Annotated in this window: 1 protein-coding gene; it reads left to right on the top strand. The window is 74.4% G+C overall.

Annotated elements, in window-relative coordinates; all coding sequences use genetic code 11:
• Positions 1-139 precede the first annotated feature (139 nt).
• Positions 140-14,440, top strand: coding sequence for a type I polyketide synthase (locus MID12_RS09055; protein WP_263165973.1), 14,301 nt, complete (start codon positions 140-142; stop codon positions 14,438-14,440).
• The last annotated feature ends 29 nt before the right edge of the window (positions 14,441-14,469 follow it).

The raw sequence follows: 14,469 nt of genomic DNA, 5'->3' as shown, positions 1-14,469 counted from the left end.
GCGGAGAGTGCTCTTCAATTACCGATTCAAGGCCGGGCGCTGGGGTGTGCAAGAGAAACGCCTGCCTACTATCGGGGCACAGGTTCGCCCAAATACTCAGGAGTCTTGGGTAATTCGGCCGGAAAGGCACTCGAGCGCGATGACGAATCAGAACCAGTCCGAGGAAGCCGTGACGCACGAGGGTCACCACGAGGCGATCGCGGTCGTCGGGATGTCCTGCCGGCTGCCGGGCGCGGACGGTCCGGCCGCGTTCTGGGAGCTGCTGCGCACCGGGAAGGACGCGATCACCGGTGTGCCGCGGGGGCGTTGGGAGCCCGCGACCGGTGAGCCGCTGCCCGAGAGCGCCGAGCCGGGCATGCGCCGCGGCGGCTTCCTCGACCGGGTCGACACCTTCGACGCCGCCTTCTTCGGCATCTCCCCGCGCGAGGCCCAGACCATGGACCCGCAGCAGCGGCTGGTGCTCGAACTCGCCTGGGAGGCCCTGGAGGACGCCGGGATCCTGCCCGCCGCCCTGCGCGGCAGCTCCACCGCCGTCTTCGTGGGCGCCCTGCGCGACGACTACACCGCGCTGCTCTACCAGCACGGCGCTGCCGCCGTCACCCAGCACACCATGGCCGGGCTCAACCGGGGTGTGCTGGCGAACCGGGTCTCCTACCACCTCGGCCTGCACGGGCCGAGCCTGACGGTGGACTCCGCCCAGTCCTCCTCCCTGGTGGCCGTCCACCTCGCCTGCGAATCGCTGCGCACCGGGGAGTCCCGGTCCGCGATCGCGGCGGGCGTCAACCTGAACATCCTCGCCGAGGGTGCCGTCACCGAGGAGCGCTTCGGTGGCCTGTCACCGGACGGCACCACCTACACCTTCGACGCCCGCGCCAACGGCTTCGTACGCGGCGAGGGCGGCGTCGCCCTCCTCCTCAAGCCCCTGTCGTACGCCCGGGCCGACGGCGACCGCGTCTACGGGGTGATCCGCGGCAGCGCCGTGAACAACGACGGCGCCACTCCCTCCCTCACCGTCCCCGGCCGGGACTCCCAGGAGCGGGTCCTCCGGGAGGCGTACGAGAAGGCCGGGGTCGCCCCCGAGGCGGTGCAGTACGTGGAACTGCACGGCACCGGTACGCCCGTCGGCGACCCCGTCGAGGCGGCGGCGCTCGGTGCCGTGCTCGGGGCGGCCCGGGTCGGGGGCCGCCCGCTGCGGGTCGGCTCGGCGAAGACCAACGTGGGCCACCTGGAGGGCGCGGCCGGTGCCGTCGGCCTGCTCAAGACCCTGCTCGCGCTGTGGCACCGCCGGATACCGGCGACCCTCAACTTCAGCGGGGCGGGGCCCTCGATTCCCCTGGCCGACCTGGGACTTGAGGTGCAGCGGGAGCTCACCGACTGGCCCGAGCCGGACCGCGAACTGCTCGCCGGGGTCTCCTCCTTCGGCATGGGCGGCACCAACGCCCATGTCGTCCTCGCCGAGGGCCCGGCGGCCACCGGGGAGCAGGCGCGGCAGGCGGAGCCCGGCCAGGACGGCACGGCGGACCGGGGCCCGCTGATGCCCTGGGTGGTCTCCGGCCACGGCGCGCAGGCGCTGCGGGCCCAGGCCGCGCGGCTGCACACGGCCCTGACGGCGGACCCGGACCTGGACACGGACCCGGGCGCGGACGCGGGACCCGAGGCGGACACGGACGCGGAGCCCGAGGCGGACCCGGCGGCACCGCACGGCGCGACGGCGGGCCGGACTCCCCGCGCACAGGACGTCGGCTGGTCGCTGGCCGCCACCCGTACCGTCTTCCCGCACCGGGCCGTGGTCCTCGCCGAGGACCGGGAGGCCATGGTGGCCGGGCTCGGCGCCCTGGCCCGGGGCGAGCGCGCCGGGGGCCTGGTCACCGGAGTGGCGCGCCCCGCGCGGCTCGCCCTCTTCTTCACCGGCCAGGGCGCGCAGCGGATCGCCATGGGACGCGGACTCCGCGCCGATTTCCCGGTGTTCGCCCAGGCCTTCGCCGAGGTCTGCTCCCACCTCGACCCGTTCCTCGACCGCCCGCTGAGCGAGGTGATCGACTCCGGGGAGGGCCTGGACGAGACCGCGTACACCCAACCCGCCCTGTTCGCGGTCGAGGTGGCGCTGTACCGGCTCGTCACCTCCTGGGGCGTGGTGGCCGACCGGGTCGGCGGGCACTCCATCGGGGAGATCGCCGCCGCCCATGCCGCGGGCGTGCTCTCGCTCCCGGACGCCGCCCGGCTGGTCGCGGCCCGGGGGCGGCTGATGCAGCAACTCCCCTCCGGCGGTGCGATGTTCGCCGTGGAGGCGACCGAGGAGGAGGTGCTCGCCTCGCTCGGCGGCACCGGCCGGGTCGCGATCGCGGCGGTCAACGGGCCCCGGGCGACCGTGGTCTCCGGCGAGGAGGCCGAAGTCGCCGCGCTCGCCGGGCAGTTCGCCGAGCAGGGCCGCAAGACCCGCCGTCTCACCGTCTCGCACGCCTTCCACTCCCCGCTGATGGACCCGATGCTCGCGGACTTCCGCGCGGTCCTGGCCGAACTGCGCTTCGCCGAGCCGGCGATCGCCGCGGTCTCCACGGTGACCGGTCAGCCGGTCGCCGACGGCCAGTGGTCCTCGCCCGAGTACTGGGTGGAGCAGGTCCGCCGCCCCGTCCGGTTCCTGGACGCCGTACGCGCCCTGGAGGCCGAGGGCACCACCACGCTCTGGGAACTCGGCCCCGACGGTGTCTGCGCCGCCATGGCCGCCGACTGCCTCAGCGACCCGGAGGCCCTGCTGCCGCTGGCCTCGCTGCGGTCCGACCGGCCGGAGACCGCCCGGCTGCTCGCCTCCCTCGCCACCGTCTTCGTCCGCGGCACGGACCTCGACTGGGCGGCCGTGCACGCCGGGCGCGGGGGCGCGCGGATCCCACTGCCCACCTACGCCTTCCAGCGCGAGCGCCACTGGATCGGCGGCACCGCCCGCACCGCGGCCCCGCTCGCGCGTGACACGGACGCCCCGCCCGCGGTGCCGCTGCCGACCACCGGGGGCGACACCACCGCCCTCGTCCTGGACAGCGTCGCCGCCGTCCTGGGGCTCGACGGCGCCCACCGGGTGGAACCGCACGCCACCTTCAAGGACCTCGGCTACGACTCCCTGATGTCGGTCGAACTGCGCAACACCCTCGCCGAGGCCACCGGTCTGCGGCTGGCCGGCGGGCTGCTCTTCGACCACCCGACCCCGGCCGCGCTCCGGGACCACCTCAACTCCCTGCTCGCGGGCTCCCCGGCCGAGAACCGGGGTGCGCCCGGGGCGGACGGGCGCCGCGCGGAGCCGGACGAGCCGATCGCGATCGTGGGCATGGCCTGCCGCTACCCCGGCCGGGCCGACACCCCCGAGGAGCTGTGGCGCCTGGTCGCCGAGGGCACCGACGCCATCTCCGGCTTCCCCGCCGACCGCGGCTGGGACCTCGACCTCTTCGACAGCGACCCCGCAAGCAGCGGTCGCAGCGCGGTCCGCGAGGGCGGGTTCCTCACCGGCGCCGCCCTCTTCGACAACGGCTTCTTCGGCATCTCGCCGCGCGAGGCGCTCGCCATGGATCCGCAGCAGCGGCTGCTCCTGGAGACCGCCTGGGAGGCCGTCGAGGACGCCGGGCTGAGCGTCACCGAACTCAAGGGCACCCGCACCGGCGTCTTCGTCGGAGCCACCACCCTCGACTACGGGCCCCGGATGCACGAGGCCCCGGACAGCGTCGAGGGACACGTCCTCACGGGCACCACCCCGAGCGTCCTCTCCGGCCGGATCGCCTACCAGCTGGGCCTGCTGGGCCCCGCGGTCTCCGTCGACACGGCCTGCTCCTCCTCGCTGGTCGCCCTGCACCTCGCGGTGCAGTCGCTGCGCTCCGGCGAGACCACGCTCGCCCTCGCGGGCGGCGCCACCGTGATGTCCTCGCCCGGCATGTTCGTGGAGTTCTCGCGGCAGCGGGGTCTTGCTCCCGACGGGCGGATCAAGTCCTTCGGGGCGGGTGCGGACGGTACGTCGTGGTCGGAGGGTGTGGGGCTGCTGCTGGTGGAGCGGTTGTCGGATGCGCGGCGTCGTGGGCATCGGGTGCTGGCGGTGGTACGCGGCAGTGCGATCAACCAGGACGGCGCGTCGAATGGTCTGACAGCGCCGAACGGTCCTGCCCAAGAGCGGGTGATCCGGCAGGCGTTGGCGACCGCGGGGCTGTCTCCCTCCGAGGTGGACGCCGTGGAGGCGCACGGCACCGGTACGAAGCTGGGCGATCCGATCGAGGCGCAGGCGCTGCTTGCGACGTATGGCCAGGAGCGTGAACGGCCGTTGTGGCTGGGCTCGTTGAAGTCGAACATCGGGCATGCGCAGGCGGCGGCGGGTGTCGGCGGTGTGATCAAGATGGTGCAGGCGATGCGACATGGTGTGCTGCCGAGGACGCTGCATGTGGAGGAGCCGACGCCGATGGTGGACTGGTCGGCGGGTGCGGTGGAGTTGCTGATCGAGGAGCGGGAGTGGGAGCGGGGTGAGCGTCCGCGCCGTGCGGGTGTGTCCTCCTTCGGGATCAGCGGGACGAACGCGCACGTCATCATCGAGGAAGGCGAGCCGGAAGAACTGCCCGCTACGGATGGTGAGTTGACGGGTCCGGCGCCGTGGGTGCTCTCCGCCGCCGACGAGGACGCCCTGCGCGCCCAGGCCGAGCGGCTGCGCCGGTTCGTCGCGGACACCGGGGCGCGCCCCGCCGATGTCGGGGTCTCCCTCGCCGCCCGTACCGGACTCGGCCACCGCGCCGTGGTCACCGGCACCACCACCGAGGACTTCCGCACCGGGCTCGACGCGCTCGCCCGCGGCGAAGCGGCCCCGCACCTGACCACCGGACGCGCCCCCGCGGGCGGACGGACCGCCTTCCTGTTCACCGGGCAGGGGGCCCAGCGCTCCGGCATGGGCCGGGAACTGTACGGGAGTTCACCGGTCTTCGCCGCCGCGCTCGACGAGGTCTGCGCCGCCCTCGACCCGCACCTCGAACGCCCGCTGCGCACCGTCCTGTTCGCCGCCGAGGACAGCGAGGACGGGCGGCTGCTGCACCGTACGGCCTACACCCAGCCCGCCCTCTTCGCCCTGGAGACCGCGCTCTTCCGGCTGCTCGAACACCACGGCGCGGCACCGGAGTTGCTGGCCGGGCACTCCATCGGCGAGCTGTCCGCCGCACACGCGGCGGGGGTGCTCTCGCTGGGCGACGCGGCCCGGCTGGTCGCCGCCCGCGGACGGCTGATGGAGTCCGCCCGGGACGGCGGCGCGATGATCGCGGTGGAGGCGGAGGAGTCCGAGCTGACCGCCGAACTGGCCGCGTACGAGGGCAGGTTGTCGCTCGCCGCGGTCAACGGCCCCACCTCGGTGGTGCTCTCCGGGGACGCGGACGCCGCCGAGGAACTCGCCGGACGCTGGCGGGAACGCGGGCGGCGCACCCGGCGGCTCCAGGTCAGCCACGCCTTCCACTCCCCGCACATGGACGACGTCCTGGACGACTTCCGTGCCGTCGCGGCCTCGCTCACCTACCACGCGCCGCGCATCCCCCTCGTCTCCACGGTCACCGGCGAAGCGGCCACCACCGCCGAACTCACCTCCCCCGACTACTGGGTGGGGCAGATCAGGGCGACGGTCCGCTTCCTCGACGCCGCCCGGGCCCTGGCACGGCACGGCGCCACCGTCCTCGTCGAACTCGGCCCGGACGCGGTGCTGACCGCGCTGGCCCGCGCCGCGCTCGGCGAGGACCTCGCCGCCGTACCGCTGCTGCGGGCCGGGCGCCCCGAGGCCGAGACGCTCACCGCGCAGCTGGCCGCGGCGCTGGCCCACGGCGCCGCCCTCGACGCCGCCTCCTTCCACCCCGGCGGGCGCCGGATCACCCTGCCCCCGTACGCCTTCCAGCGCGAGCACTACTGGCTGTCCCCGGCACGTCCCTCGGACGCCCAGGGCCTCGGTCTCGACCCGGCCGGGCACCCGCTGCTCGGGACCGCGGTGGAGCTGGCCGGGCGCGAGGACCTGGTGTTCACCGGGCGGCTGTCCCTGGCCGGGCACCCGTGGCTGGCCGACCACGCCATCGGCGGCACCGTCCTCGTCCCCGCCACCGCCTTCCTGGAGCTGGCGCTCACCGCCGGTGCCCACTTCGGCGGCACCACCGTCGAGGAACTCACCCTGGAGGCGCCGCTGGTGCTGCCCGAGGAGCGCGCGGTGCGGGTGCAGGTGGCCGTGGGGGCGCCGGAGGCCGACGGCTCCCGGAGCTTCGGCATCCACGCCCGCCCCGAGGAGGACGGCCAGGAGGAGACCTGGACCCGGCATGCCTCCGGCGTCCTCTCCGGCGCCGCCTTGCCCACCGGCGCGGACCTGTCCGTGCCCCGGCAGTGGCCCCCCGCCGGGGCCGAGACCCAGCCCCTCGACGGGGTCTACGAGCAACTCGCCGCCCTCGGCTACCAGTACGGCCCCGCCTTCCGTGCCCTGACCGGGCTCTGGCGACAGGACGGCGAGCTGTACGCCGAGGTCGTGCTGCCCGAGGCCCTGGGCACCGAGGCCGCCGGATTCGGCCTGCACCCCGCGCTCTTCGACGCGCTGCTGCACCCGGTGGTGCTGCACGCCGCCGCTGCCGCGGGGGAGGCCGCCGGGGAGGAGCCCGCCGGGGAGGTCATCCGGCTTCCGTTCGCCTGGGGCGGCCTCTCCCTGCACGCCCGGGGCGCGACCTCGCTGCGGGTGCGCATCGCGGCCACCGGTGAGGACACGTTCCGCCTGACCGCCGTGGACCCGGGCGGCGAGACGGTCGTCCACGTGGACGCGCTCACGCTGCGTCCGGTCGCCGCGGACCGGCTCGCCCCGGCCGCCGAGGGCCACCCGCAGCACCTGTACACGGTGGAGTGGACGCCGGTTCCCGCTGCTCCGGGGGCCGCCGCCCCGGCCCGTATCGCGGAGGCCGTGGACGGCCAACTCCCCCTCGGCGAAGGCCTGGAGGAGGGCTTGGACGCGGTCCTCGTACGGGCGGAGCTGCTGGCCGGGAGTACGAGCGCGACGGCGGCCGGGTTCGAGGCGGCGGCCGGTGGCGCGGCAGCGGCCGGCAAGGAGACCCCGGTCGGCAAGGAGACCCTGGCCGGGATCGAGGCGGCGGCCGGGACCGGGACACCCGCCGGTACCGAGACCCCCGCCGGTACCGAGGCCGGTACCGAGGCCGGGACCGAGGCCGGGACCGGGGTCGAGACCGCGACCGGTACCGATGCCGGAGTGGTGACCCGCGCCCACGCCGCAGCCGCCGCCTTCCTCGGCCTCGTCCAGCGCTTCCTGGCCGAGGAGCGCTTCGCCGGGACCAGGCTGCTGCTGCTCACCCGGGGCGCCGTGGCCACCGCACCCGGACAGGCGCTGCCCTCGCCCGAGACCGCCCCGCTGCTCGGCCTCGCCCGGACCGTGCAGTCCGAGCACCCCGGGCGCCTGGTCCTGCTCGACGTCGCCGGGTCCGACCCGGGCGGGGAGCCGGACGCCACCACGGCGCCCGGCACCGCCCTGCTCACCACCGCCCTCGCCCTCGGCGAGCCCCAACTCGCCTTACGGGAAGGCCAGTTCAGCGCCCCCAGGCTGGCGCGCGCGGTGCCCACCGAGAAGACGACCGAGAGGACGACCGAGAGGACGGCGGGGGAGACGGCGGAGGAGACGGCGGAGGAGACGGCGGAGGACTCCGCCCCGAGCCCCTTCACCGGAGAGAACGCATCCGTACTGATCACCGGCGGCACCGGCGGACTCGGCGCGCTCTTCGCGCGGCATCTGGTGGTGGAGCACGGGGTGCGGGGTCTGGTGCTGGTGAGTCGGCGGGGTGAACAGGCGCCGGGTGCGGGGGAGTTGAGGGCGGAGTTGGAGGAGTTGGGCGCCACTGTGTGGGTGGAGGCCTGTGATGTCGCGGATCGGGGTGAACTGGCCGCGTTGTTGGGCCGGTTGGAGTGGCCGCTGTCGGGTGTGGTGCATACGGCGGGTGTGTTGGACGACGCGACGGTGGAGGGGTTGTCGGGGGAGCGTCTTGCGGGGGTGTTGCGTCCGAAGGTGGATGCGGCGTGGCATCTGCATGAGTTGACGCGTGGTCTCGGTCTGAAGGCGTTTGTGTTGTATTCGTCGGTGGCGGGTCTGCTGGGTACGGCGGGTCAGGGCAACTACGCGGCGGGCAATGCGTTCTTGGATGCCTTGGCCGCACATCGCCGGGCGGAGGGCCTGCCTGGGCTCTCCCTCGCCTGGGGACTCTGGGACGCGACCCACGGCATGGGCGGCACCCTCGGCGACACCGACCTCGCCCGCTGGGCCCGGGCCGGACTCCGGCCGCTCACCCCCGCCCAGGGGCTCGCCCTCTTCGACGCCTCGCTGGCCGCCGAAGCGGAGTTGAGCGTCCCCGCCGCCTTCGACCTGCCGTCCCTGCGCGCCGCCGACCGCGACCCGCACGCCCTGCTGCGCGGACTGGTCAGGCCCCGCGCCCGGCGCGCCGCGAGCGGCACCGCGCGCACCGCGGAGGGCGGCACCGGGTGGGCGGAGCGGATCGCCGAACTGCCCGAGGAGGAGCGCCGCGAGACGGTGCTCGGCCTGGTGCGCACCACGGTCGCCTCGGTGCTCGGCCACGCCGACCCCCACCGCCTCGACCCCGCCCGCGCCTTCAAGGAGATCGGCTTCGACTCCCTGGCCGGGGTCGAACTGCGCAACCGCCTCAACGCGGCCACCGGCCTGCGCCTGCCGACCACCGTGGTCTTCGACCACCCCTCGCCCGTCGCCGTCGCCGAGTACCTGCTCTCCCGGCTGGCCCCGGCCACCGCCAGGACCGAGGGCACCCGGGTCACCGTCGCCCCCGACGAGCCGATCGCGATCGTGGGGATGGCCTGCCGCTTTCCGGGGGGTGTGTCTTCGCCGGAGGAGTTGTGGGAGTTGGTGGCGGAGGGGCGGGATGCGATCAGTGGTTTTCCGGTGAATCGGGGGTGGGATCTGGAGGCTCTGTACGATCCGGATCCTTCGCGGGCGGGGACGTCGTATGTGCGGGAGGGTGGTTTCCTGCATGAGGCCGACCGCTTTGATCCCGGCTTCTTCGGTATTTCGCCGCGTGAGGCGATGGCGATCGATCCGCAGCAGCGTCTTCTTCTGGAGACGGCGTGGGAGGCCTTCGAGAGTGCGGGGGTGGACCCGGCCGGGTTGCGTGGTTCGCGTACGGGTGTCTTCACCGGCGCCATGTACGACGACTATGTCTCCCGGCTGGCGGCCAGCCCCGAGGAGTACGAGGGCATGCTGCTCGCGGGCAACCTCTCCAGCGTCGTCTCCGGGCGGCTCTCGTACACGTACGGCTTCGAGGGCCCGGCCGTCACGGTCGACACCGCCTGCTCCTCCTCCCTGGTGGCCCTGCACCTGGCGGCGAACGCGCTGCGCAACGGCGAGTGCGACCTGGCCCTCGCCGGTGGCGTCGCCGTGATGGCCGGACCCCATGTCTTCGTGGAGTTCTCGCGGCAGCGGGGTCTTGCTCCCGACGGGCGGATCAAGTCCTTCGGGGCGGGTGCGGACGGTACGTCCTGGTCCGAGGGCGCGGGATTGCTGCTGGTGGAGCGACTGTCGGACGCGCGGCGTCATGGGCATCGGGTGCTGGCGGTGGTGCGGGGCAGTGCGGTGAACCAGGACGGTGCGAGCAATGGTCTGACGGCGCCGAATGGTCCCGCTCAAGAGCGGGTGATCCAGCAGGCGTTGGCGACGGCGGGGCTGTCTCCCTCCGAGGTGGACGCCGTGGAGGCGCATGGCACCGGTACGAAGCTGGGTGACCCCATCGAGGCGCAGGCGCTCCTGGCGACGTATGGCCAGGAGCGTGAACGGCCGTTGTGGCTGGGTTCGTTGAAGTCGAACATCGGGCATGCGCAGGCCGCCGCAGGTGTCGGCGGTGTGATCAAGATGGTGCAGGCGATGCGGCACGGTGTGCTGCCGAGGACGCTGCATGTGGAGGAGCCGACGCCGATGGTGGACTGGTCGGCGGGTGCGGTGGAGTTGCTGACCGAGGAGCGGGAGTGGGCGCGGGGTGAGCGTCCGCGCCGCGCCGGGGTCTCTTCCTTCGGGATCAGCGGGACGAACGCGCACGTCATCATCGAGGAGGGCGAGCCGGAGGAACAGCCGTCCGCCGAGGGCGAGTTGACCGGCCCGGCACCTTGGGTGCTCTCCGCTGCCGACGAGGACGCCCTGCGCGACCAGGCCGGGAGACTGCACGCGCACCTGAACGCCCATCCCGAGCAGAGCCTCACCGGCACCGGCTGGTCGCTGGCGACCACCCGTGCCCGGCACGACCACCGCGCCGTCCTGGTGGCCGAGGACCGCCCGGCACTCCTGGCATCCCTCGCAGCCCTTGCGGGCGGTGAACCGGCGCCCGCGGTGTTCCCGGCGGGATCCGCGCCGCGCGGCAAGAGCGCCGTACTGCTCACCGGTCAGGGCTCGCAGCGGCTCGGCATGGGCCGTGAGCTGTACGGGAGTTCACCGGTCTTCGCCGCCGCGCTCGACGAGGTCTGCACCCATCTGGACCGGGAACTCGTCCGCCCCCTCAAGACCATCCTCTTCGCCCCCGAGGGCTCCGCCGACTCGGCGCTGATCGACCAGACGGCCTTCACCCAGGCGGCGCTGTTCGCCCTGGAGACCGCGCTGTTCCGCCTCGCCGAGCACCACGGCTTCACCCCCGACTACCTCCTCGGCCACTCCATCGGCGAGGTCACCGCGGCCCATCTCTCCGGGGTGCTCGACCTGCCGGACGCCTGCGTGCTGGTCGCCGAACGCGGACGGCTGATGCAGTCCGCCCGGGAGAACGGCGCGATGGCGGCGATCGAGGCCACCGAGGACGAGGTACGCGAAAGCCTCGCCGACCACCTCGGCCGGGTGGGCGTCGCCGGGGTCAACGGCCCCCGCTCCACGGTGATTTCGGGCGACGCGGAGGTCGTCGACGCCCTCGGCGCGCACTGGCGCGAACGCGGTCGCAGGACCAAGCGGCTGCCGGTCAGCCACGCCTTCCACTCCCCGCACATGGAAGAGGTCCTGGAGGAGTTCCAGGCCCTCGCCGCCGAACTCACCTACCACGCACCGCGGATCCCGGTGGTCTCCAACCTCACCGGCGAACTGGCGACCCCCGGCGAACTCGCCTCGCCCGCCTACTGGGCCTCGCACATCCGGGAGGCCGTCCGCTTCCTCGACGGGGTACGGCTCCTGGAGGCCCGGGGCGTCACCGAATGGGTGGAGCTCGGCCCCGACGGGGTACTGACCGCGCTGGTCCGGGAGTCCCTCACCGAAGATGCCGGGCTCGTCGTCCCCGCGCTGCGCAGGAACCGCCCGGAGGCCCAGACCTTCACCGCCGCCCTCGGCCTGCTCGGCGCCCGCGGCGCGGCACTGCGCTGGGAGACCTTCTTCCCCGGCGGCCGCAGGACCGACCTGCCCACCTACGCCTTCCAGCGGCAGGGCTACTGGCTGGAGGGACCGGCCACGGTCGGGGACGCCGCGGGCTTCGGCCTGGCCGCCGCGGACCATCCGCTGCTCGGCGCCGCGGTCAGCCTGGCCGACCGGGACGAGCAGGTGCTCACCGGGCGGATCGGCCGCCGCAGCCACCCCTGGATCGAGGACCACACCGTCGCGGACACCGTCCTGCTGCCCGGCACCGGCATGCTCGAACTCGCCCTGCGCGCGGGCCGGGAGCTGGGTGCCACCGAGGTCGCCGACCTCACCCTCGCCGCACCCCTGGCCCTGCCGGAAGGGGGCAGCCGTCAGATACAGGTCGCCGTCGGCCCCGGCGAGGACGGCACGCGCACCCTGCGGATCCACTCCCGCGCCGGGCACGGCCCGGAGGACACCGGGGAGTGGACCCTGCACGCCCACGGCACGCTGCGCGAGGACGACGGCGCCCCGGCGGGCGGTGACCTCACCGTCTGGCCGCCCGCCGCGGCCGAGACCGAACTGACCGGTTTCTACGAGCGGTTGGCCGAGGAGGGCTACGACTACGGTCCCCGGTTCCGCGGTCTGCGCCGGATGTGGACCGCCGGCCGGGACATCTGGGCCGAGGTGTCGCTGCCCGAGGAACTCCGCGCCCAGGCAGGCCAGTTCGCCCTGCACCCGGCGCTGCTCGACGCCGCCCTGCACCCGCTGCTGCACCCCCTCCTCGACGGGAGCGGCCCCGCGGTGCTCCCCTTCTCCTGGTCCGGCGCCACGGTGCGCACCCCCGGCGCGGGCGCCCTGCGGGTGCGGCTCTCGGTCACCGGGACCCAGCCGGACGCCCCCGCGGTCTCCCTGACCGTGGCCGACAGCACCGGCGCGCCCGTCGCCTCGGTGGCGGAACTCGCCCTGCGGCCGATGTCCGCCGCGGCCCTGCGCGCCGCCGGGGGCGAGAGCGCGGACGGGCTGCTGCGCGTCGACTGGACCACGCTGCCCGAGGAGGAGACCGCCGCCGACCTCACCGGCTGGGCCGTCCTGGGCGCCCCGGAACCGGGTCCCCTCAGGGCGGACCTCCCGGCGTACGCGGACCGGGCCGCCCTGACCCGGGCCCTCGACGCGGGCGAGGCACCGCCGCGGGTGCTGCTCGTCCCGTACGGCCACCTCGACGACGGGCTGCCCGGCACCGGCACCCCGGGGGCGGCGCACACCGTGCTGGGCCGGGCTCTCGCGGACGTCCAGTTCTGGCTGGCCGAGGAGCGGTTGGCGGACACCCGTCTGGTCGCCCTCACCCGGCGGGCCGTCGCCACGGCCCCGGGCGAGGACGTACCCGGCCTCGCCCAGGCGGCGCTGTGGGGACTGCTGCGCTCGGCACAGACCGAGAACCCGGGGCGCCTTGTCCTCGTGGACACCGACACGGACACCGGCATCGGCATCGGCATCGACACGGACGGGGACACGGACGGGGACACGTATACGGGCACGTGGGCGGGGGCGGGCACAGCCGCGGACCCGGACCCGGATGTGGCAGGCGGCACCGGCCCCGGCGTGAACTCCCGTACCCCGTCCGGGAATTCCCTCTCCGGCGCCCCGCTGCCGCTCCTCGCCCGCGCCGTGGACAGCGGTGAACCCCAGTCCGCGCTACGGGAGTCGGCACTCCTGGTGCCCCGGCTCGCCACCCACCGCCCCTCCGAGGAGCCCTTGCCCGGCGGTGAGCAGCAGTGGGGCGACGGCGCCGTGCTCCTCACCGGAGCCACCGGCGCCCTGGGTGCCGTGCTCGCGCGGCATCTGGTGGTGGAGCACGGGGTGCGGGGTCTGGTGCTGGTGAGTCGGCGGGGTGAACAGGCGCCGGGTGCCGGGGAGTTGAGGGCCGAGTTGGAGGGGTTGGGCGCCACGGTGTGGGTGGAGGCCTGTGATGTCACGGACCGGGGTGAACTGGCGGGTCTGCTGGGTCGGTTGGAGTGGCCGCTGTCGGGTGTGGTGCATACGGCGGGTGTGCTGGACGACGCGACGGTGGAGGGGTTGTCGGGGGAGCGTCTTGCGGGGGTGTTGCGTCCGAAGGTGGATGCGGCGTGGCATCTGCATGAGTTGACGCGTGATCTCGGCCTGAAAGCCTTCGTGTTGTATTCGTCGGTGGCGGGTCTGCTGGGTACGGCGGGTCAGGGCAACTACGCGGCGGGGAACGCGTTCCTGGATGCCTTGGCCGCGCATCGCCGGGCGGAGGGCCTGCCTGGGCTCTCCCTCGCCTGGGGACTCTGGGAGCAGGCGAGCGCCCTCTCCGCGCGGCTGGACGAGACGGATCTGCGGCGGCTCGCCCGCTCCGGACTGCTCCCGCTCGCCACCGGCGACGCCATGGCACTCTTCGACGCCGCCCTCGGCGCGCCCGAGAGCGTGCTCGCCGTGACCCGGCTCGACCTGCGCGCGCTCCGCTCTCCCGAGGCTCAAGTGCCGCCCCTGCTGCGGGCCTTGGTGCCGGGCGGCACCCGGCGGCGCGAACCGGTCCGCGCCCGGCGGGAGAGCGGCCCCGGTCTCGCCGAACGCCTCGCCCCGCTCTCCGCGGCCGAACGCGGCACCTTCCTGGTCGACTTCGTACGCGCCCGGGTCGCCGCCGTCCTCGGCCACGCCGACCACACCGCGATCGACGCGGGGCGGCCGCTGCAGGAACTCGGCTTCGACTCGCTCACCGCGGTCGAACTCCGCAACCAGCTCGGCACCGGCACCGGACTGCGGCTGCCGACCACCCTGGTCTTCGACCACCCGACACCGGTGGCGCTCGCCGCCTATCTCTCGGAGCACCTCAGCGTCGAGGAGAAGGACCCCGACGAGCAGCTCCTCGCCGAACTCGCCCGGCTCAAGGCGGACATCGTGGCCAGGTCCGCGGACGAGGACTCCCGCGGACGTATCGCCGCCCGGCTCCAGGAACTGCTCACCGCCGCCGAGGAGGCGGCCGGTGTCCCCGGCACGGAGGAAGAGGCGGAGGACCTGACCGCCGCCACCGACGAGGAACTCTTCGCCCTCGTCGACGAATTCGACTGATCCGGCCCCGTCCCGGCCGACCTCGGCCG

The sequence above is a fragment of the Streptomyces sp. SCSIO ZS0520 genome, assembly GCF_025643355.1.
GTDB classification, from domain to species: domain Bacteria; phylum Actinomycetota; class Actinomycetes; order Streptomycetales; family Streptomycetaceae; genus Streptomyces; species Streptomyces physcomitrii.
Note: the sequence above shows the minus strand (reverse complement) of the source record. Positions and strands in the feature narration are given on the sequence as shown.

Excerpts from the sequence above, each read along its gene's own strand:
- MID12_RS09055 (WP_263165973.1), top strand. The coding sequence starts at position 140 with ATGACGAATCAGAACCAGTCCGAGGAAGCCGTGACGCACGAGGGTCAC.